This window comes from Nocardiopsis sp. iso_186 (assembly GCF_056173365.1).
Window position 1 is genome coordinate 4,835,228 of the sequence record NZ_CM149670.1, and the last position, 25,137, is coordinate 4,860,364.

Here is a 25,137-nt window from a genome sequence, read left to right on the forward strand (position 1 = left end):
CCGGGCACGGGTTCTACCCGACCCACTACTCCAACGAGGGCCTGAGCGCCAACTCGGCGAAGCTGTTCTCCGCACCAGGGCACCGGTCGCGCAACTGGATGCGCGACTTCATGCACAGCGGCCGGCACACCACCGCCCTGCACGCCGAACGCACCGGGGTCGTCTTCCACGACCCGCGCACCGACTCCACCCTCAAGACCACCTCGGGGCACAGCACCACCGTCTCCATCAGCCAGGGGACGAGCAGGACGCGGGGCATCGAGGGCGAACTGCGCGGGGTCGGCAACCCCAACCCCTCCATCCAGGAGCTCAAGGACGCCCAGAGCGACAGCGACCCCAACAAGGGCAAGCTCCGGACCACCCAGGCGAACCGCCCGGCACCCCAACTGGTCTGGAACTTCCTGAGCAAGGCGTGGACCACGGGGACCTCGGCCCCGCGGAACGCGGCCTTCACCAGCAAGACCAGTTTCACCCCGCAGGGCGGGGTCCGGCCCTACACCGCCGACCTGCTCCTGACGCAGTCCGCGGAGATCCGCCGCGACCTGGACCTGGCGGTGAACGTCCCCCGCGCACCCAGGAGCGGGGACTACCGGGGCCTGCAGACCACCATCGAGAACGCCGAGTTCGGCTACGCCCCGCTGCACTCCCTCTACCACCAGGGCCTGGTCAACGACCGTTACCACAACGACAGGGTCGGCCCCCAGGACAACCCCCGGCTCGACGCCCGGAACTACCGGGTGCGCCCCGGGTTCGAGGGCCAGGGCCAGCACCTGGGGACCTCTCCCCGGGTCCCCGACGCCCTCGGCGGGAGCGCACCCGGCACCCCGCCGTCGGCCGGCGGCCGACTGGCCGACCGGCTCCGCCGGGACAACTACGTGCTGACCGGCCGCAGCCGCGAAGCGCTCCTGCGCGAGATCAGCGCCCACCTGACCACGCGCGGCACCCCGACCTCGGTTCCCATCCGACTGGAGGCCCAGACGAGCCGCCTGTCCTCACGGGCCGAACTGCGCAACCAGACGCGCGAGGGCTCGGTGACGGTGGAGACCGTCCGCGGCCCCGCCCGGGTGGTCCAGCTGGGCGGCAAGGCGCTCACCGAGCACGAGAACTCCCTCAGCGCGTCCTCGGGCACCACGAACAGCTCCACCACGACCACCGGCACCCGCGCCGAGATCATGCCGATGATCCCCACCCCCACCCCCGGGAGAGGGCGGCCCAAGGACCTCCCCGACGAACTCGACCCGAACCGCTTCACCAGCGTCGGGCCGGCTCCCGGCGTCAACGCGTCCTCGTCCGAGACGACCGCCCTGACGGAGAGCGAGACGTCCTCCCCGTCGTGGACCACGGAGCTGACCGGGCCCTACGGCATCGTCGAGACCCCGGCGCACATCCGGCTGACCGTGGAGTACGGCAGGCACCGCTTCACCGTCGAGGGCGACCACTCCACCGTCAAGGAAGCCTTCTTCTCCGGCTACCTCGTCCCCGACTCCGACACCGCGGCCATCCCCGACGCCCCCGCGCCCCAACGGCACGACGCCCCCGCGCGACTCGACGGAGCCGTCCGCGCGTGGCGGGAGGGCGTGCTGGGGGAGGCGGAGCCGCCTCCCGCCGCGCACATCGCCCCCCTCACCGTCCAGGACGGCGGCCGCCGAGTCCTGGACGCCTCCTACGCCGCCCTGGCCACCGCGAACGGTTGGCGCCACACCGGACCGCTCACACCCGCTGCCGTCGCCTCCGCCAAAGCCTTCCTGGTGGACAAGGCCAAGCTCGACCCCGCCAACGACCCCGTCGCCTCCGGTGTCAACGAGGACTCGCTGAAGGTCCTCCTCGTGGACGCGGCCTCCGGCGACGGCAGCTCCATGGTCAACGCCGGGCGCACCAAGTGGACCCTCGGCGCGTTCCCCGACACCCGCCGCGCCACCGTCATCGACGTCGCGGTGGACTCCGCCCTGCGCGACTCGACCAGCCCCAGCACCAGCCGGTCCGAGAACACCACCCGGTCCTCCGCCGTAGGGGCCTCCTTGCCGGTACGCCCGGCCGGGTGGATCGGCGACCCGCCGAGCAGCACCCCCGAGCACGGTGTCGCCCTGGGCGGCCACGTCGGGCCGACCACCGAGGCCTCCACCTCGGCCGGACGCACCGACGAGCGCACCGACAGCGCGCCCACCGACTCCCGGGCGTCCGGCTCCAAGCGCTCCTACCTGGTATCGGTGCCCACCACATGGGCGGTCGCCGCCGAGCGCCCGCACCGCGAGGTCGCCGGGATGGGCCGGGCCACCGGGCACGGGATGGCCACGGCGGAGTCGTTCGTGACCTCGTGGATCAGCGAGGACGACGCGCGCTCCCTCGGCCTCCTCGACGGCGAGCGGACCGACGCCGAGGCGTGGGACAGGGTCGCCACGGCCCAGGAGGAACTGGCCGAGGCGGAGAAGGCCTACTACGAGGAGCGCGCCCGGTTGGTGCCGCTCGTCGCCGAACTCGCCGCCGCCCCCGACAGCCGGCGGGCGCGTGAGGACTACGACCTCCAGGAGGCCGTCTTCACCGACGCGCGAACGGACTTCGAGGAGAAGTTCGCCGCGTGGCACGACGCCCACGAACGGGCCCGCAACGGTTTCCCCGGCACCGGGACCGACCAGGGGCCGGGCACCGGGACCGACCAGGGGCCGGGCACCGGGACCGACCAGGGGCCGGGCACCGGGACCGACCAGGGGCCGGGCACCGGCCGGGGGCGAACCGGCAGGCCCCCCCTGCCCTCCATCCCGGAGTCCTCGACGGCCCCCGTCGCCTCCCGTGCCGAGGCGGACGCCCCGTCCCCGGACGCCCCCGCATCTCCGGCCTCCCCCGAGAGCACGGACAGGGCCTCCGAAGCCGAAAACAGTCTGTGGTCCGCACTGTCCGCACTGGAAAACGAAAGCGGGTTCACGCCCCCTCGGTACGTCTCCCTCGTCAGGGAGAACATCCCTGGAACCATTTCAATGGACGAGGTACTCGGATATCTCGAGAACTACTACCAGCTCCACCAAAGGAACCGTTCATTCGATTCCGTTTTCGACTCGCCCGCTGAGGAACAATCCACGCTCGCGCTGACCGACCACCTGCGCGAAAACGGCGCACTGCGCCCTGTCCTGGAATCGTTTATCTCTCAATTCGGGCACCGGAGACCACTCACGGAACAGGCATGGGACTCCCTGGTCAACCCCGCCCGCAATTCCGCACCGATTCCCGATCGGCTTCTCACCGCATTCGGCAGTGAACCCGGTCAGGTAAAGAGATTCACAGTGGGGGACGACTCCACCTCCTTCGGGGCCTCCATACGACAGCTTGAGGCGAACCCGGGTTCCCCAGAGAAGACGCGGCATCCGCGTCTGGAGTGGAACCGCACCACCACCACGGACAACGGCCGTACCGTTGACGCGGTCGAGGTGGTGCTGCGTCTTCGACGCCGGCTCCCCTGGTCCTCCGAGGCCGAGTCCGTGGCGAAAGCCGAGCAGGCCCTCGTGCGTTCCTTCGAAGACACCATCAACAAGGGCCGCACCGTCACCGACTCCCACGGCACGACCCATAACCTGCCGTACACGTTGCGCGACGCGGCTCCCAACGACCAACGACAGCCGCTGGGGCCCTCCCCGGTCCTGCGTCTGCGGGTGGAGATCACCGACCCGGGCCCCGACGGCCCGCCGGCACACGCCGACCTGGAATGGAGCCGTGTTCCGCACCGGTTCGGCGCACAAACCCACGAGGACGCCGCACCCGAGATCCTCGCCTGGTTCGGGCTGACCGAATCCGGGGAGTCCCAACTCGCCCGAGAACTCGACCAGGAGCGCAAGGAACAGGACCGGAAAGCCCGGGACAACGGGAGGCAGGGCACGGAAGGCGACCGGACGGAGCGGACCGGCAGCCGACGGACCCCGCCACCGGCACGGGTCACCCCGGTCTCGCTGGCCCGGCTGTCCGAGCTGACCGCGGGCCTTTCGAGTCCTCCTGCCCCTGTGCACTCCGATCTCGTCACGGTCGGGCAGTGGGAGGGCAACCGCAGCACCGTGCCGGTGACCACGATCGGGGTGGACAGGACATCAGGGACGTCCGGCGTCAACGTCTCCTTCCGCGACCCCAAGCGGACCACCGTGGTGGCGCGGCCCCTCGACACGGAACTGAAGAAGGACGACGAGGTTCCCGTCACGATTCCCGGGCAACCTGGTGAAGGTTCGGAGGGTTTCTACCCCGCGAGGCTCGAGACGTACGCGAACTCCACCAGCATCGACGTACAGCTCGTCCCTGTCTCCCCGGCCCGGACCGCTACGGGTGGGGGGGGCACGCAAAACCCGGCGACGGCGCCTCCCACGCACGTGGCGGAGGTGACGATGCGTCTGCGCTTCGACACCGACAAGCTCGCCAAGGCCGCCACCGCCTTGTCCACGAAGGCGAACAAGAAGGCGCCGAATCCCGCGGACGTCCAGCAATACGTCGCCGAGCAAAGCCGCCAAGCCCTGGCGAAGACTCAGCAGGCCCTCGACACGGTCGTCAACTTCCGGCACCGCCTGTCGAACGCGGACGGCACGCCCGGCCCGCAGCTGCACTTCCGCGTCCTGGACGCCGACACCGACACCGGGGCCACGCGCGGAGGAGTCACCTGGCTCCCGTCCGACGCGAAGGGGGGAGTCCCTCGGAGCAACTCCGGCAACTGGGCGGTGGACGCGACAGCCGGGGTGCTGGCCCACGAAGCCCTGCACCGGGCATTCGGGTTCGTCAACAACTACCGGGAGAGCGCCAAGGACCTGGCCGGCGGCAGCGTGTTCCGCACCCGGGCCGGTTCCTCACGCGTGGACGGGGCCCGCAACAACATCATGGGCGGCGGGGCGAACACTCCCGTCTACGGCCTGCGCAAGCACCACCTCGACGTAATCGGAAACCTCCTTCGCCCCGCCCTGGAGCGTCCGGTGGACGGCGTCGGCGGCCCCATGCCCTACACCGCCCCCCACCGCATCGCCGACCTCACCGTGAACGAGCTGGGCAGTCTCCTCGACGGACTCGACATCCACGGGAACGGGGACGCCCCACGGAGCGCGGCCTCGATTCTCACCACGTACCTGGGCAAGGTGTTCAGCGGTCTCACCGTCCCCGTTGACGCCGCCGGGTGGGACCCCGCCTCCGCCCTCACCGCCTACTACGACCACCACGTCCGCGGCCAAAGCCTGACCCACGTCAGCGAAGGATCCAACCCCAGCCGCGACCACACCCCCGCACAACGCGAAACCGCGCTCACCACCATCTGGAACACCTGGCACAACGCCGGACTGCTCCAACCCGCCCTCGACCGACTCACCACCCTGGGCATCACCACCGACCCAACCGGATCGACCGCCACCGCACCGACGACGCAGGCGCCGGCACCGGCACCGGCACCGTTCAGGACCGACTCCGACCCCGGGCAGGACTCCCCAGCCCCCGCCCCCAGCCCGAACGACGACACCAGCGACCCCGACGCCATGAACGTCAACTGGTCCGACCCCGACACCATCACCTACGGCGACCCCGCCTACTACGACCTCGACACCCTCGACCTCGCCTCACCCACCAACGACGACCTCCCCCTGCCCTCCTTCCTCACCGACGACCCCGGCCCCACCACCGACTACACCCACGCCATGGACACCGACGACATGTCCTGGCTCACCCCCGACGACTCCATGGACTGGGCCACCCTCGCCCACGACATCACCACCGACCTCAACACCGGCTTCGACCCCGGCTTCGGCATCGACCCCACCCTCACCACCACCGACACCGCCTGGGCCACCTTCGCCACCGGCACCGGCTTCAACCCCACCGACACCTACCTCACCCACCCCGCCCCCACCACACTCACCACCCACGACACCACCACCCCCGAACCAACCACCAACCCCACCAACGACACCCTCTCCGACTCCTCCGATAACGAGGCCGCCGCCCCCACCCCGCGCCCCGACAAGGGCAAAACCCGCGCCACCCAACCCCTCTACACCGCACCACCCCACCCCTTCACCCCCCAAGAAACCGCCGCCCTCACCCACAACAGCTTCACCCTGCCCCCCAACACCCCCACCGACCTCGACACCGCCTGGGCCCTCTACCAACACCACCACCAAGGCCACACCCCCCACACCCTCACCAACCACAACTTCCACCCACCAAAACAAAACCTCGACACCCTCCACTGGACGGCCACCCCCAACCCCACCTACGGCGACAAACGCGCCTGGCTCGAAGAAACCTTCACCACCTGGGAAAACAACCCCACCACCCGAACCATCCTCACCACCCACGGCGCCAACCCCGACCACCGCACCACCACACCCGACGCACCCCCCCACCTCACCACCACCCAAGCCCACCAACTCCTCGACGCAGCCACCGACCACAACCCCACCCCCGCCCAGGTCTACGACGCCTGGCACACCTACACCCACACCACCAACCCAGGCACCCGCCTCACCCGCGCACTCCTCACCACCTGGGAAAACAACCCCCACACCCAAACCATCCTCACCACTTCCAGCACAGAAACCCCGAGCACCCTCAATCCTGCCAAAATCCGACAACTCAAAAACTCCACACCCCTCCTAAAACACGTCACCGAAAAGCCCATCCAGAAAATCTTCAACGCTTACAAAAACAACACCCTCAAGCAACTCGCCGAAGACCAGACCTTCTACCCGATAGTCGATCCCGAAGGAAACGGAAACAAAAAACGACTCACCACAACCGGCGAGAAAACCGCGTTCCTCGACAAGGTCACAGCAGACTGGCGCGGCAACCCCACCCTCCGCACCCTCCTCCCAACTCCCAGCACAGAAACCCCGACCGCCCCCAGCACAGAAACCCCGACCGCCCTCAATCCCGCCCAGATCAAACAACTCAAAAACGCCGCTCCCATCCTCAAACACGTCGCCGACAGAACCATCCAAAAAATCTTCGACGCCCACAAAAACGGCGCCCTCCTACAACTCGCCAAAGTTAAAAATTTTCAACCGAGAGCCGACCTCGAAGGAAACGGAAACCAAAAATCACTTCAAAGCTCCGCCGAGAAAACCACATTCCTCGAAAAGATCGCAAAAGACTGGCACGCCGCCCCTGGACTCCGCCCCCTCCTCCCCACTCCCAGCACAGAAACCCCGACCGCCCTCAATCCCGCCCAGATCAAACAACTCAAAAACGCTGCTCCCATCCTCAAAAAAACCAGCAGTCAAATAGTTCAGAGAATCTTCGACGCCTACCAAACTAAAACTTTCCAAAGACTCTCTCAAAGCAAAAATTTCTACCCGAACGCCATCCTCGACAACACCGGAAAAAGCAGACAACTCAGAAAATACGAAGATAAAGAAATCTTCTTCGCCCAGGTCAAGGGTTCGTGGGATGCCCAACGTTCCAGGGACTCCGCGTTCAACGCCCTCTTCTCGTCGAACACCGGGGAAAGCTCCGCCACCTACGCCGGGCCGTCCATCTACACCGCGCTCACCCACACCGGCCCCACCCCCACCCCGGGTATCGACCCCGCCACCACCGGCCGTTCCCCCATCGAGGCAGCGCAGCGCGAGGTGGCCGCAGCCAACTTCGCCGTGGTCCGCTACGAAACCACCCTGGAAAACACCCGCATCGACCGCGGCCTCTTCTACACCGACCTGGGCTACCTCGGCTCCATGGTCGTAGCCGCACAACTACGCCTGGACGCCGCCCACGCACAAACCCGCCTCGCCCACGCAGAAACCCTCGACGCCCACAACGACACCCCCCTCGCACAAAACCGCGCCAAAACAATCACCGAACGCGCGGCCGCAGAAACCCGCACCGCCCAAAACGACCTCGACACCGCACACACCGCCTACCGACAAGAAGGCGGCACCTACACCCCCGACAACACCCCCACCACCACACTCATCCCCACACCCACACCCACACCCGGCCAGACCACCGACACCACACCCGCCCAAACCACCAGCGGGGAAACCACCAACAGCCAGACCACCGGGGACACCACCACCCCCGACCACGACGCCATCGTCCGAACCTGGCGCGACGACCCGACCAACCAGGTCAACCTCTCCCTGACCGACGCCGACACCGACCGCCCCCTGACAGTGTGGAACGCCCCGCCCGAACCGTGGAGCCCACCGCACGGCGCCCAGGGAATGCGCTCCGGACGGGCCCCCTTCTCCGGGACCGAGGGCAACGCGTGGCTGCGGGACGACTTCCCCGTTCCACCGCTGACGAACGACCAGACCGCGTACGTCCGGTGGTACCGGGCCGAGGGCAGCGACTTAGTGAACAAGGCCCTGCAAAATCCGCCTGCTTCCCCGACCCGGTCGCTTGCCACAGCCGTACGCGCCATCGACTCGGCCATCGCCGCCTCCTCCCTGCCGGAGCCGGCCGTCCTCTACCGGGGATACAACCCCGACTTCGCGGCCCGTCTCGGCGTGAGCGTCAACGACGAGCAGGGCATGCTCGGCCTCGTCGGCAGGACGCACACCGAACCCGGCTACATGTCCGCGTCAACACGCGTGGACCCCACCTACACCAACCGCCGTATCTACACGGTCCTGCGCGTCCCCGAGGGCTACCCGGCGCTCAACGCCGAAAAGACCGTCCGCAACGGCCAGGACGAGCAGGAGGTGTTGGGCAAGCGCGACTACACCATCCTGTTCCACTCCGTCAGCAGGCGCCCCGACCCCTACGGGATGAAGTCCTGGCTGATCGAGGCGGAGATCGTCCCCAACCACTGGACCAAGCCGGACGGCTGGCGGCCCGACCCGTACGGGCTCACCATGGACGAGCACGGCAATATGCGGGCCGACTCGGGCCCGGCCGGTCCGTTCGACCTGACGGTCTACACGGCCCGGATCGAGCAGTCCCTCCCGGTTGACGGAACACCGACCCAGACGTCGGCCGAGCGTCCCGTCACCCCGGTGGAGGAGGCCCGTTCGCGGGTGGCGGCCGCCCAGGCACGGGCGATGCGCTACGAGACCGATCTCGAAAACTTCCGCAACAACTTCGCGATCTCCCCCGACGATCCGGCTTACCTCGGGTCCCGGGCCGTTGCCGCGCAACTGCGCCTGGACGCCGCTTACGCGGAGGCCGACCTCGCCCGAGCGCGTCTGGACGACGCGCAGGGCAGTGCCACCGGGACCCGGCTCGCGCGCGAAGAGACCGCCCGCGCGCAGATCGAGACCCGTGTCGCCACCACCGACCTCGTCGATGTCCGCCGCGCCTACACGGAGCACGGCGGCACCTGGAGCGACCGGAGCACGCCCGAGCGGCTCCTCCTTCCCTTGCCGACCGAGACCGTTACCGGTGATCACGGCGTGTCCGTGCCGCGGGCCACATCCGATACGCAAGGGATCGACGCTCCGTCCACCAGCGCGGATACGCCTTTCGTCTTCCCGGTCACCATCGAGCAGGACACGGAAAACTTTGTTACCGATTCCGACTTCGAGGGCGAGGATTGGGAAGCACCCTGGCTCCTCCCCGGCCCCGAGAACCCGGACGACTTCTTCAGGGCCCAGGACTCCGTCGGGAACGACGACGCCGGGATCGCTGCCGGGCGGCAGACCGACCTCCACCCGGCCTTCTCCGTGCTCCGCGACGCAGACGCGCTGGTGGGTCGGATCACCGAGGCCCTGTCCCAGGTCTCGACCACTAGTACGGACAGAGCGAGGGACCTTCTCCCGGAACTCGACGGCCTCCTTTCCAGGAACCTCGCAGCAGCGGACACATTCGCGACCCCGTTGGTGAGCCACCGGGACCTGGCGGAAGCCTGGGAGCTGGGCGCGAACGCCCTCCGGGCCTACGCCCACCACCTCGTGGACACCTCCGCGCAGGCCCAGCGGACCGGAACGGAAGACGGGGGATCCGCACCGACCGAGCAGGCGCTCCCGCAGACGTTCCGCGAGTCCGCCCACAGGCTCGCCGAGCTGCTCGGCTACCACGCGACGGAATCAGCTCTGGGCGACCCTCGGCTGAGCACACTTCTCCCCTCCGCGCGCGACGCCCACATCGAGGCTGCTCAGATCTCCCGCGAACTCCACGAACTGGATGCACAACGCGCGGCGCTGACCGCCGTCGGGTTGTCCAACACCCTGTCGGGGCTCGGTGACCGGAACTCCCTGTTCCAGAGGACGACCGACGCCTGGACGGAGGTCAACCGGCTGAGCGCAGCAGTGACCGGTCCCGGTGCCACGCTGGCAACCTCCGGCTCTCAGGTGGACCAGCTGATCTATTCCGCCGATCGGCACCTGTGGGACTCGCAGGAAGCCTTCCAGCAGGCGCGGGTCCACAAGCAGACCCGCACCGACCTCCGGCAGGAACTCACCGACCTCCGGAAGGAACTCGCCGGCCTTTCCACCGTTCGAAGCGGTGAGGAGGGGGCAGTCACGGCCCCCACCCCCGAGGAGCGTTACACGCCCTCGACCGTCCAGGAGACGCGTGAGCGGGCTCGCGCCCTCGACGAAGAGGCACGAGAACTCGCGGACCGCGCCGACAGGGCGTTCGGCGAGGTCATGCAGGCCTCCACACCGTCCGCGCACACCGATCACCTGAGGATGCTCTACCCCCAGCTCCGTGACCAGGTGAGAAGCCTGCGTGCCGAGGCCGCGCTGGAGAACGCCCGTGCCGACGCCATGGAGCGCGCGCTGGACGAACGGCCGACGACACCGATTCCCTCCTCGGCAGAACGGGAGGACAGGCTCCGGGAGCGGATCAGGGAGGAAACCCAGAAGGCAAAGGAACTGCGCGACGAGGCCAAGCGCCTTGCGGAGAAGAGCGAAGCGGACCGTAGAAAGGCGCAGAAAACGCGGGACGCGATGGCCGACAACGTCAGGCGACTGGCGGAGGCAGCCGGCATCGACTCCGGCGACCACACCGCCATCCGTTCGCTCTGGGAGCAGCAGAGCGACCTCCTCGACGTTCTAGTGGAACAGCAGAGGTACTGGACGGAACAGATGTTCGCCGTCAACGACACCGCGGGCCAGCCGGAGGCCCTCGGCCAATGGCGCACCCACGTCGTCCAGGAGAACCTGGGGTTCGTGGAGGGCAGGATCCACGCGAGCCGAGGAGCCATGGATGCCTATGCCCAGGTAATGGCGCACTCCCTGTTCACCGGTACCGCTCCGGGAACCCTTGGGCTGCACGCCATGGGGGATCATTACCCTCCGGCGGTCCTTGACGGTTCCCTCGACCCGGTTACGGGGCTGCCGGTTCGGCTGCCCGACCCGCCCCCCCTCTACAGCGCCGCTCCGCCGGTTGCGCCCGAAACGCCCGACACCACCGAAACGCCCGACACCACCGAAACGTCTGACCCTCCGCGTCCCCCCGGCTACATCGAGTTTCCCACCCTGGGCGCGATGGAACGGCGCGGCGTGGATCTGGCCCGTATCCGCCACGAGATCGAGGCCCTGCGCGCAAAGATCGGAAACACCGACGAAACCGACGAAGCAGCACCCATCACCCTCCGCGACGGGATCGCCACCCGGCCGGCCCCGCCGGAGAAACTGCTCGAACGGCAGTGGGAGAGGTACCGCCACGCGGCCCGCCAGCGCGCAGAGGTACTCGGCACCACGCCTCCCCCAGCCGGACACTTGGGGCTTCCTCCGTTCTTGAACAGTCTTCCCGAGAAGGAGCGGCTGGCCGTCCTGGACCACCGGGCCTTCGCCGACGCACGCCGCCACCAGGTGGTGGAACTCAGGTCCTGGGCGGAGGACTCCCGCACGACCGGTTTCTTCAACGAGGCCGACTGGCTGACCACGGAGGCCGACCGGGTCGAGCAGGAAGGGGCACAGATCGAGCGGGAGCACCGCACCGCGAACCTGATCCGCTCCTTCACCGACCAGGCGGAGCTGGAAAGGCGAGCCGACGAATTGGAGGCGCGCCCCGCCGCTTCCCCCGAGCAGGTCCAGGAGACACAGGAGGCCCAACGGAAATCCGAGGAACGCAAAGATCACTTCTGGCAGTACGCCATGGAACTGGCCGACCTCCTCGGTCTGAGCTCCCCGGCCATCCCGGAAGCGATCGTCCGGATCCGCCCGCGCGAGGGCACCTCGGACGGTATCCGCGTCCGCTACCAGGGGATGGAGCAGAACTTCCGCGAGCTGGAAGCGTTCGCCGGGTTGTCCAGGCAAGGGAGGGAACAGGGTTTCCTCAGCACCGAGCAGGCGGACGCCTTCGACCGGATGCTGCGAGGGGCCACCGCGAACCAGAGGTTTTTCGCCAATCAGTACCTGGCGGACGCGCTCACCGACCTGCGGACGCAGTTGTCCGTCGCGCATACCGCGATGGCGGACCCCCAGCTGTCCGACCGTCTCTTCCAGGACTACCGGTCCTTCGCCGCCGAGACCGCCCGCTACCTCGATGCGGCGCCCAGCGGCCAGACGCACCTGCCGCCCGGTCCGCGGCCGGCGGGAGACGCGCCGCAGCAGGCTCACGGACTTCACCTCGACGCCGTTCGCCTGTCCGAGGAAGCAGCACTCGTCGAGGGCCTGAACCAGACCGCCGCCGGTGGCTCACTGCTGCTCTCCGGCGAAGGGTCCCTGCTCCCCGACGCCGCCTCGACAGCCCGCGACCTCGCCGAACAGGCCGTCCTGGACTACACCCGGATCACCGCGCCGAACGGCGACGGTACCGGAACGGATGTCCCCGGGCGTCGGGCGGCCATGACCCGTGTCGGTGCCTGGGCCGCAGCGCTCGACTCGCAGGCGCAGACGCTGAACACCCGTTCCAGGGAGGCCCTCGCTCAAGGAGCGTCCCAACAGGGCCGACTGTTCAACTTTCAGGCGCTACAGGCGACGAACGACGCCCCTCGGTACTGGGACCTCTACCGCTACGAGGGCCTGGGGCTGGCCCCTCTCCTGGGGATCGAGCCCCGAAGCGAAGGCGTCACCGGTCTCGGTCCGGAGCCCGGGAACGACGTTCCGGGAACCGTCCGGGCCGCGTACGACAACGCCCGTGTCGCGGACTCCACCGCCGACGTCTTCATGCAGCTCGCCGACGATGCGAGGAGCGCGGAGAGCCCGCTCTCCGGCGAAGGCGAACGGCTCGCGAACATGGCCCGGCTTCTGGAGCAGACGGCCCAGGCCCAGACGAACTCGTACCGGGAACTGGCCACCGGCGTCTCCGACGCGCTCGCCGACCTGCGTGACCACCAGACCCGCACCGAAGAGGCGGCGGAGCGCGGAGAGGACCGCGGAAACGACTTCGGCTACCGGCAGTCGGCGCGATCGCTCGCCCGTCTTTTGTCCCTCGACCCTGTCAACTCCGCGCTCCTCCCCCACCCCCCGGCCTTCGCGCCCTTCGACGGTCTCGACGACAGTCGTCGTGACGCCGAACAGAGCCGCGAGGAAGCGGCACTGCTGACCGCCCTCGCCGACCACGTTCGCGGCACGACGGTCCTCTCCTCCCACGAGGCAGAGTTCCTGGACGGCGCCGTCCGGGAGGCCCGCCAGGCCGCCGAGGAGACGGCACGGGAGCACGCCGGACTCGAGGCCCAGGTCAACATGGGCCAGAACGAGTCGATCGACCTCGTGCGGCACCGGGCACGCCTGGACTACGACCGCACCCGGATAGCCGTGCTCGGACACCACGCCGACCAATTGCGACAGGTCGGTGAGGAGGCGGAACAGCAGGGCTACGGACCCCTGGCAGCCCTGCTCGACGATGAAGTCCAGCAGGTCGAGGACCATACAGAGCGGTTGTGGACGGACTACCGACGCGAAGCGCTCGAACTCGCACGGACGCTGAACGTCACCCCGGTCCCCGCCCTGCTCCCCAGCCCCGCTCCCGCACCGGAAGGCCCCCCTGCCCTGCGGGAGAGCCACACGGGCGTGACCCGTTCCGTGGAGGAGGCGGCACTGCTGGAGGGGCTCGCCTCCGCAGCCCGCGAGGATGGCTCCCGGCTCGCCAACGAGGCCGACCAGCTGGAAGCCGCAGCGAGCACCTCCCGCCAGATCGCCGAGACGACCGCCCGCGACCATGCCGCCCTGGAGGCCAGGACGGCCGTGCGGGGCCGGGACGACGACGGAGCGCGCCGAGAAGGGGCCTACCTCGCCCACGACCGCACCCGGGCCGCCGAGCTGGAGGCCCTCGCCCAGCGACTGCGCGACCAGACGCACGGTACGGACGGCTCGGGCGCGCCGTCACGCCTGGAGCACCTCGCGGAACAGACAGCGGCGCAGATGCGGCACTCCTACCGCTCCCTGGTGCTGGACCTGGCACGCACCCACCGGATCGCCGGCGATCCCACCGCGGTCCGGGACATCCCCGATCCCTCCCAAAGCGCGTCCGAGAGTGTGACGGCAGCCTACGAGCGCGCCAGGAACACCGCCGGGGAGGCCTCCACCATCGAGGCGGTGGCCGAGGCAGTCCGCGACGGCGAACTCCCCTTCGCCGAGGAAACGGGCGCGATCGGCGACCTCGCCGCCCGCGCCCGGACCGAGGCAGAGGAGGCACTACAGGCCTACACCGAGGCCGCGCAGAGCGAGGAAGGCGGCCGACAAGGCACCGAGCCCCCTCAAGGCGGAGAAGAAGGACAGCAGAACCACGACGTCCAGGTCATGACCCTCCGCACTGAGGAAGGGGGTCATCAGCACACCGCGCCCGCGGCCCCGGACTCGACCGCGTTCGACCGGGCCCGCAGCGACGCCGGCCGGGCACACTACGACCTCGTCCGCCACGAGACGGACCTCCGGGACCAGCGCGCCCGAAACGGCTGGCCCGACACCCATCCCGAGATCCAGTCCGGCCTGGAGGAAGCCGCACGGCTGCGCTTGGTGGCCGCCGAGGCCGACACGGCCCTCGACGCCGCCAGGCAGGAGTACATCGCCGCCGGCGGACATCCCGACCTGCCCAACGCTCCGACCGCGCCCCTCTCCATGGACGGTGCCGTCCGTTCACCGCTCGTCTTCCCGGTCCACATCGACCAGGGGGCGGACGCGACCTCATCGGAGTCCTCCGACGACGACCAGGGAGCGGAGCCCGAGTGGGGTCTGGGCTCCGACTCCGACTCCGAGGACGGCCTGCCGCGACTGACCGGGCTGCCCTCTGGTTTCCACACCACTGACCAGATCTTGTTCGACTCGGAGGCCTCCGACGACGGCAGCGGCACGGAACCGCGCGCCGCCCTTCCGGTGGCAGACGCGTCGGCAATCACGAACCTCCCCCCCGCCTTCGCGGAGCTCGTCCGGGCAGACCGGCTGATCGGCGAGATCACGGCCGCCCTGTCCACGGGGCAACAGAACGCGCAGCCGCGCTCCCGGGAGCTCCTGGACCGGATCGACTCGGTCCTCAACCACGGCCGCCCCTTCGCGGACGACTTCGAGGCCTCGTCGGAGAGCGACCAGGGCTTGGCGCACGTCTGGGAACTGGGGGCGAAGACCCTCCTGTCCTACGCCCATCACCTCGTGGACACCTCCTCCTCGAACCTCGCCCAAGCCTCCGGTCAGGACGACGGTGTCTTCGGAAGCACCGGGCGTCCCCTTCCCGGAGAGTTCCACGACCGGCTCCGGGAACTCACCAGCGCTTTGCGGATCGACGAGTCCATGCCCCTCGTCGGAAGCGACCTCGCACACAGCTCGGCCTACTCCGAATCCCAGACCGTCCACCGCACGGCGGCCGAGGCCAACCACGCGTTCCACGAAATGAACGCGCGGCGTGCCGCCCTTCTGTTCCTCGGCCTTCCACGCACCGCTCTCGCTCTCGACAGTGCCGTACACGACCTCCGCGAAGAAGGTCGGCAAAGTCGAGCGCTTCTCAGGGAGCGGATCAACGACTTCATCGAGAACAGCACGCTTCTCCGGACCCTCAACGAAAAGGTCCGGAGCCTGCGCGCCGAATCGGACAAACGCCTGTTCGAGGCCCGGGAACAGCTCCAAGAGGCGCGAGAGCACAAACGGAAGGCGAAGGAGCGCAGGGCGGAACTCGCCGAACTGAACGAGAGCGGGGAAAGCACCGAGACGCCTCCGACCCAAGCCGATCGCGACTACTACACCCGTTCCATCGCGGAGATCCGCAGCCGCATCTCCGGTGCCGAGCCACTGGCCCAGCAACGCGAGAACGACGCCGACGCCCTGCTCGACCAGATCCAGGACGCCCAGAAGCAACGGGCCGTGGCACGCGACGCCCGCGAACACGACCGGGCCGCGCTCAACGCCCTGGAGGCCCGCAAACAAGCACTGGTCAACCAGGCGATGGTCGCCGATGGACGGGAGCGGCAGCACCAAAACAACGCCGACGCCCTGCTCGACCAGATCCAGAACACCCGGGAACGAGCGGACCGGCCGCAGCGCGCCCCCGACGACGTCTCTCCGGAGGACGAGTACACGCGGACACTTGATCGGGCGCTGGAAGCCAACCGGCTGGCCCGGCAGCACAGAGCAGAGGCCGAGGCGCTGTCCGGCCGGATCCAGGACGCCCGGGAAAGAGCGGGCCGGTCACAGCGCGTCTTCGACCACGCCCAGTCCGCACTCGACCGGGTGGAGGAGGACTACGCACGCACACGCGACCAGGCGCGTTCCCTTCGAAACGCCGTAAAACTCGACAATGCCCGTGAACAGGCCCTCAAGGATGAATGGGCGGGCCGCCTGGATAGAGAGGTCTTCTCCCACGACGAAATCGTTACCTACCTGAACAAAGAGATCGAGCTGGAGAAGAAGGAAGAACAACGGTCCCGCAAAGACTCCCGGAAGAGCCATAGAACAGGAAAACGGCTACAGAGTGAGGCACTCGAACTCGCGTCGTCCGGGCCCCCGAACCAAATGGTGGCGCGTCTGAGCGGCCGGCCCGAGCAGACCGAACAGGACACCCAGACCGAACAGGACGCCCGGATCGAGCAGGGGCAGATGCTCCGGACGATGTGGGAACGAGAGAACGCGCTTCTCGACGCGCTGGTCGAACGCTACTCCTACGGGATGGACCAGCGCGGGGACCTCATGAACGACGAGGAGCTGCCCGAGGCCGTTCAGCAGTGGCTGCTCACGACTGCCGACAGGGACCTCGAGGTTCTCGACGCCCGGATCATGCTGAGCCAGGCAACGCTCGCCCTGTACGAACAGGCGGCCGAATACAGCCTGTCCCCGGTCGCCGAAACAGACACCCTGGGACTGCACGACACCGGTGAGCAGTATCCACCGCTCCTGCCGGAGGGGAGCTTTGCTCCCTTCACCGAGACCCCGATCCGTTTCCCCGAACCGCACCCGATCTACGAGGCCGCACCGCCTCCTTACATCGGCGAGCCCCCGGCGCCCCCGGCATACCAAGCAGCGAAAACACCGGAGCAACGGGGACGCTTCCTTGCAGGTGTCCGTCGCCGGATCGACGACCTCCGCTCACAGACCGAGAAGACCGCCGCCGAGGTCCGAACCCTCGACGAGTCCGCTCCTGAGTACCGGACCGCCCGTCAGGAACTGGACACGCGGCTGGCCCGGTTGAGGGACGAGTCGGCCCAGCAGTGGAACCACTACCGGTACGGCGCCCGCGAACAGGCCCAGGCACTGGGCACCACTCCCTCCCTCCGTCCGGCCCCCGAGTTCCCCGAGGCGTTCGAGTCGCTGCCGCCCAAGCAACGGCTGGCCACCATGGACTTCATCCAGGACGGGGCACGCTCGGACAACCGCGCGGCCGAACTGCGGTCGTGGGCCAAGGACGCGCGGACCACCGGCTTCCCGCACGAGGCACAATGGCTCACCGCCGAAGCCGAACGCGTCTCCCAGGAAAGGGAGGAGGCCGCGCGGACGCACTACACGACCAGCCTCGAACGCGACTACGCGGACCAGGTGGAGCTGAGCGCACAGGCCGACCGGTTGCTGGATTCGGACTCCGACTCCCCTGACTCCGAGGCACTGGCCAGGCAGGCAACGGAGCGGGCCGACGACCGCCAGCAGCACTTCGTGGCGCACGCCCTGGAGTTCGCCACGTTCCTCGGTCTGGACGACCCGAGCCACGCGATCATGGTCCTCGGGGAGCGGCCGCCGTCCTTTGCCCGTTCCTTCGCACGCCTCACATACGACGACGCCAAGGACGCCATCAACAATGCCGCGGCGCTCGACGCGCTCTCGGAAAACCTCCGTGGCGACGGACGGCTCTCAGCGGAGACACTGGGGGCACTTGAGCGGAACGCCTCGAAGGAAAGAAAAGACGCGCAACAGGATCTCCTGACGTACCTCAAGGAAATCCTGGACCACCCTGGCAAGCAGACGGCCTCTTCCGGCCACGCGGACGAGTACCGGCCCCTGGTGTTGAACGCCGCCCGCTACCTGGAGGTCACCCGGGACACGACCGCCCTCCTGCCCGCAACGGGGCCCGAACCCGCTCCCAGGGCGCACCGGGACGTCCGCAACGGCTACCGGAAGACCGTGCGCGCCGTTGACGAGGCGGCCCTGCTCAGCGGCTTGGAGAACGAGATCTCCGCCGGCCGGGTCCACCTTCCCGGTCAACAAGAGACGATCGGCGAACTGGCCCAGACCGCCCGGGAGACCGCGGAGGCACAAGCGCTCGAATACTTCCTCATCGTGAGTGGGACCAGCGGTCTGGACCACGCCGAGGCGGGGATGAACCGTACCGCCGTCCGCGCCACCGAACTCCGCGCGGAGGAACAGCGGCTGCGCAGGGAAGCGGACGAGGTGCTCTCCGGCAAGGACGTCGCCCTGTCCTCGGACCTCGCCCGGCAGGAGGCCCTCACCCGGCGAGCGGACAACGCCGCCGCCGCGTCCGGGAAACGATGGGACAAGTACGCATCACTCGCGCTCTCTCTGGCCGACACGCTCGAGATCGAGGCGGACCGCTCCCTGGAGACTCCCGACTGGGACGCCTCAGCATGGGTCCGCGACGCCTACGACAGGGCGAAGGGCGGGTACCACCGCTCTGCCCTGCTGTCGGCCCTTGCCAGGACAGCCGCCGAGGACGACGACTTCCCCTTCCCGGGGGAGACCGCACACATCGCCGAGGCGGCTCGGCACGCACGCGATCGAGCCGACGACTCCATCACGGTCTACCGCTCGGGTGCCTCCATGGCCAGGAACCGCGTCCGTGCCGAGAAGGCCGAGAGCCGCGGCGATGAAGAGGCGGTGGAGACGGCAAACACCCGGTACCACAAAGAAGCGCTCAGACTCGCGCGTGCCCTGCACCTCTCCCCGTCGCCGGAACTCCGCCCGAACCTCGAACGACCAGCCGAAGGCGACGACCAGGCCGTCGATGCCTACCGAGAGGTCATGCGGGAAAGCGAGGAAGCCGCGCTGCTCACCGCACTCGCGTCCTCCGCGCGCGAGGGGGCGTTCGTGTTCCCCGACGAGGCGAAACACATCGACGGCTTGGCTTACCAAGCCCTGTGGACGGCCGAGGACACCGCAAGGGAATATGTGATCCGGACGGCTCGGGACCTCCCCGAGAACGAGTACGAGCCGCCCGGACTGGTGCGATTCAGCACGTTCCTGCCCCACACCCGCACCAGGGCAGACGAACTCAACCTCACCGCCGAGCGCCTGAGGGAGTTGCGTCTCCGCTCCGGTGGCCGGAAGTCATACGAGGCCGAGATCGAGAACGCCGAAAACCTCGCCAGTGAACTGCGGGAAGAGTACCGGGAGCAAGCGGTGCGGCTCGCGGAGGAACTGGCGGTCACCCCCTCAGGTCTTTACCGTCCCCGCCCACTTCCTGTCGTCAGTGAGGCAGACCAAGGGCTCAGGGAGAAGTACGAGGCCGCCGTCAACGCGCAGAAGGCCGCGAAGCTGCTGACCGGTCTTTCCCAGGCGCTTTCCCCCTCCAACGCCAACAGGCCGGCCCTGTTCGCCGCGGAGTCCGAAACGATCGCCGCCCTCTCCACCACGGTCCGCAAGGAAGCCGAAGGAAAGGCTCAGGAGTACAACGAACTGGTCGAGCGGCCGGCGGCGCACCGCGACAACGACGTCCAGGTGCACACCGTGCTCACCGAAACCGGGAGGACCACCGGGACGTCCCCCGTTCCCGCCCCCGCCTCTCTGGAACAGGCGCGGCAGGACTCCGGACAGGCACACGCGGATTTGCTCCGTCACGAGACCCACCTCCAGGATCAGCGCGTCCGCAACGGCTGGCCCGAGACCCACCCCGTGGTTCAGGCAGGCCTGCTGGAGACCGCGCGACTGCGCCAGGCCGCAGCCGAGGCGGACTCCGTCCTGGACACCGTGTCACGGGAGTACACCGCGGCTGGCACCGAGCCCACGAGTACGCATCTCGGTGCCAATGACTTCCGTGTCAACATGGCCCGCACCCCCGACCCCGACGACATGGGCATCGACTGGACCAACCCCGCCGACTTCGCCTACGACGACCCCACCTACTACGACCTCGACACCCTCGACCTCGCCTCACCCACCAACGACGACCTCGTCGGACCCTCCTTCCTCACCGACGACCCCGGCCCCTCCACCGCCTTGGCCCCCGCCAACCCCGACCACACCACTGACGACACCCAGGCCATGGACACCGCCGACATGTCCTGGCTCAACGCAGACCAGTCCATGGGCTGGGCCACCCTCGAAGACTCCATGGACTGGGATGCCCTAGCCACCGAATTGGGCACCGGCTTCGGCATCGACCCCACCCTCACCACCATCGACCCCACCTGGGCGACCCTCGCCACCGACACCTACCTCACCCACCCCGCCCCCACCACACTCACCACCCACCACACCCACGAACCAACCACCACCCCCCAACCCGCCGCCCAAATACCGACCTCCCTGATCTCGCTACTGAAAGACACCACCCCCCTCCTCGAACAATCCTCCGACCACACCATCCAAAGAATCCTCGACGCCTACCGAAACAACACCCTCGGACAACTCGCAAAAGAAACGAGCTTCCGACCAAGTGCCGACCTCGACGGCAACGGCAAAAAACGATTGGAAAATTCCGCCGGCAGAAACAAATTCCTCAACCAGGTCGTCACCGCCTGGAACGACCAACGCGCCACCAACCCCCAACTCGACGCCCTCCTCCCGACCACAACAGAACCCCCAGCCCTCCATGCAACAAATGAGTCCATACCACTGCTAAGGGACACCAGCCCTCTCCTCGAACAATCCTCCGACCGCACCATCCAAATGGTCCTGGACGCCTACCGAAACAACACCCTCACCCAACTCGCAAAAGAAACGAGCTTCCGACCAAGTGCCGACCTCGACGGCAACGGCAAAAAACGACTCGAAAAAACCAAAGAAAAAACCGAATTCCTTGACCAGATCACCACTGCCTGGAACACACAACGCGCCACCAATCCCGAACTCGCCACGCTCCTCTCAACCACAAAAGAACCCCCAAGTACCACCCTCCTCTCAGTCAACGAAATCTCGCTCCTGGGAGACAGGACCCCAATCCTCAAATACACATCCGACCGCACCATCCAAACCATCCTCGACGCCTACCGAAACAACACCCTCGGACAACTCGCGAACAAAAAGAACTTCATACCGACCGCAGACATCGGAAGCGGCAAAACCCGACTAATAAAAATCAAAGAAAAAACCGAATTCCTCAAAGAGGTTGCCGGTTCCTGGAGCGCTCAACGCGCCACCAATCCCGATCTCAGCGCCCTCCTCACGCCGAATACCGAGGAAAGCTCCACCCGAAACCCGGAACTCGAAACCCTCCCCAGCAGCAGTCCAGTCACCACGGACCTCACGCCACTCAAAAACGCCGCCCCTATTATCAAAAAGGCCTCCAACCGCACCATCCAAACCATCCTCGACGCCTACCGAAACAACACCTTCGGACAACTCGCGAACAAAAAGGACTTCATACCGAGCGCAGACATCGGAAACGGCAAAAAACAACTCAAAGGCTCCACAGAAAAAACCGTTTTTCTCACCCAGGTCGCCGCTGCCTGGGACAGCCGACGCGCCACCGACCCCGCGTTCGACGCCCTCCTTTCACCGAACGCCGGGGAAAGCTCCACCCGCAACCAGACCGGACCGCGGATCTACACCGCGCTCACCCACACCACCGCTCCTGAGACCGGACCGGGTATCGCCTCACCGAAGGACTCCGGCACGCCGGCGAACACCGCCGAAACCGCAGGGGGACTCGAAGCCGACGGATTCCGGACCACGGGACTGGCTTCCGTTCCACAGAGTGCTCGGGAAGCCATCACCGCGCCGCTTCTGATGGACACCGGCTCCCTCCTCTCGGCGGACCAGGCGTTCGCGCTGCTCGGCGCCTACTACGACCACCACGCGCGCGGCCTCGGCATGGACACCGTCACCGACCGGGCTCCGGAACGGGAAGCGGCTCTGGACGCCTACACCGCCCACTGGCGCGAGGGCGGCGCGCTGCGCACCGCCCTGGAGCGGCTCTTCGCCACACCGGACACCGGCCTCACCCCACCCAAGAACGAACAGGAATGGCGGGCCCTCACCCACCCCACCACCCAGACCGCCATGGTCCTTCCCCCGTTCACCACCTGGTTCGGTGGCGCGCCGGGCGCGGGCGGCCCCTTCTCACTGACGGTGGGCGATGGGGAGAGCGCACTGTCGATCAGGATGCGCCCCACGTTGGAGGGTCACCCGGTTCGTCCACGGATGGAGTGGAACCGGATCTCCGGCGAGGGGCGCCCCGACACGGTGGAGGTCGTCCTCAGGATCGCCCGGGACACTTCCGACGGCGGCCGTCCGACGAGCCGTGAAGAGGAACGTGCTCTGATCGAGGCGTTGGAGAACGAGGTCAACGACGGGCGTACCGTGACCGACCCTTCCGGTGCCGAGCACCACTGGCCCCACACACTGCGCGACGGCTCCGAACTCCGGCTGCGCGTGGAAATCGTTGACGCCGACCACGACCCGGCTCGGGTGCACGCGGTCCTGAAGGGGCTGACCGCTCCCGTGGACCAGGCGCTTTCCCAGGATCACCTCGTCCTCGAGGTCCTGTCGTGGTTCGGGCTGACCGAGTCCTCCCGGTCTCTGGAAAGGTACCTTTCCAGAGCCCAGGTGGAACAGGGGGCCCTTCTCCTGCCGGAGGTCACCGAGGTGTCGCTCGCGCGACTGTCCGCCCTTGTCGGCGGACGCTCCGACGCTCCCGCCACGGTCCACACCGGTTTGGCGACCACCGGACTGTGGGAACACAACCGGCACACGGTCCCCGTCACGACTTTGGGAGCCGATTCCTCAGGGGTCCAACCAACTGTGGGGCGCGAAACGCGTCGCACCACCCTTGCGGGCAGGGCTCTCTACGGTCCGATCACGGGCAAGATCAATGAAATCACTTATCCGGACGGCAAGCGCAGCTATTTCTTTGCCGGGAAGACGGAGGCCCGAGGCTCCGACAAACTGTTCGAGGCACGGCGGGTACCGATCGACTGGGGGAAGAACGGCGGGGCCCCCTCCGCAGGGCTGCCCACCCATGTCCTGGAGGTGACGGTTCGGGTCAACTTCGACCGGGGCGAAATCCCCGACAGCGAGGTTGACCAGGCGGCACTGGCCTTCCGTGAACGGCTCGACAAGAACTTCAACAACCGTTACCGGTTGACGAACCCCGATGGGACTCCCGGGGACCAGCTGCACTTCCGTTTCGAGGACGCCGGGGACTCCGACGTTGACGGCCCGGTCCACAGCGAGGTCGCCTGGGTCCCCGACAACGCGGACGGATCCGTTCCTCGCGCCAACTCCGGCAACTGGCCCATCAGCTCGGCGCCAGAGGTCCACCTTCACGAGTTCACCCACCTCATGGGCTTCCCGGACACCTATGAGGAGGCCCCGCAGGACGTACAGGACGGCAGCGTCTTCCGCGCTCGCCGCGACCTCTCCGGCGTGGACAACTCTCCCTCCAGCATCATGAACGGCCCGCGTTCTCCGTTCGCGTCGTTGAGCCAACGCCAGCTGGACTGGTTCAGCGAGGTGCTCCGGCCGGCCGTGGAGCGACCGGTCATGGAGACCGAGACCGGCCCCAGGCCCTACACGCCTCCCGTGCGGTTCGCCGACCTCCCCCAACACACCTTGAACGACATCGAGGACCTTCTCCACGAAACCCCCCTCCGCTTCGGCTGGGACTACCCTCACACCGCTCCGGGGGGAAGCCTGCTCGACATTTTCGGCGCCTACTACGACCACCACGTGCGGGGACGCGGCTTCGAGCAGGTGAGCGAGGATTTCGCCCTCCTGAGGCGAGACGAATCCCCGAACCTGCAAAAAGTGTGGGAGCTGTGGCACCGGCCTCCGTCGAAACAGTTGGCCGTTGCTCTGCGGAGCCTTGAGGACGCGGGGGTCGAGTTCCCCCCAGGCGGGCCGGAGGCGCTGCTGCGCCGCCACCCGAGCCTCCCCGACCCCCGCCCGACGAGCGTGGTCGAGGCGCCTTCCCGGACTCCGAACGACCTCGCCCGGGAACAGAAGGAGGCCATCGCGACGGCCCTCATCCACCCCCGGGCCGATGCGCTCCTCCCAACACCAACCCCCGACAAGAAGCTCAATGCCTACTACGAGGCGCTGAGCGCCTACTACGACCACCACGTCCGGGGCCTGAGCATGAGCGAAGCGGCACTGGGCTACACCGTCAACACGGGCTCTGCGACGAAGCCGGACGGGTGGGACGGTCCCTTCCCCGAACTGTCGGGCGACACCGGTCGGGTCCTCGAGAGCCACTGGGCCTTCTGGCAGCACCACGGCATTACCGACTCCGTCATGGACGTCCTGCGCGACCACGGCCTACCCACCGACCGCGCGTGGCGCCCGAGCGATCTCACCCAGGACGACAAGACCGCCATCGCCGGGCTACTCGCCCCCACCTGGAACACCGCCGCACTCGGGACCGCCCCGGACACCGCGTTCGCGATCTTCGACGCCTACCACCAACACCAGGTCCACTCCCGCTCCATCACCGGCATCACCACCCAGGTCAACGACCTCGCCCGACAGCACGGCGGCACCGGACTCCCCGGCCACACCTCCCGCCAACAACAACAGGCACTGGTTGACCTCTGGCGCACCTGGCACGAGACCGGGACGACGCGCCGACTGGCCGACGCCCTGGACCGGACCGGCGCCCCCGCCCCCGAACGCGGCTGGACAGCCGCACTGGACCGCGCACCCTCCCAGGTCCCCACCGCCCCGCCCTCCGACGACCTGCTCACCACCCTTGGCCTGCCCGCCGAGTCGCGCGCCGCCA

The 25,137-nt window shown here is 68.0% G+C and carries 1 protein-coding gene (running past both ends of the window); it reads left to right on the top strand.

Every position in this 25,137-nt window falls within one protein-coding gene, locus tag AC0VYP_RS21065, for an ADP-ribosyltransferase (RefSeq protein WP_475471420.1), read on the top strand. The gene is 52,887 nt long; 21,541 of those nucleotides lie to the left of the window and 6,209 to its right, leaving coding positions 21,542–46,678 in view, spanning codon 7,181 (partial) through codon 15,560 (partial); the first complete codon in view begins at window position 3. The start codon and the stop codon both lie outside this window.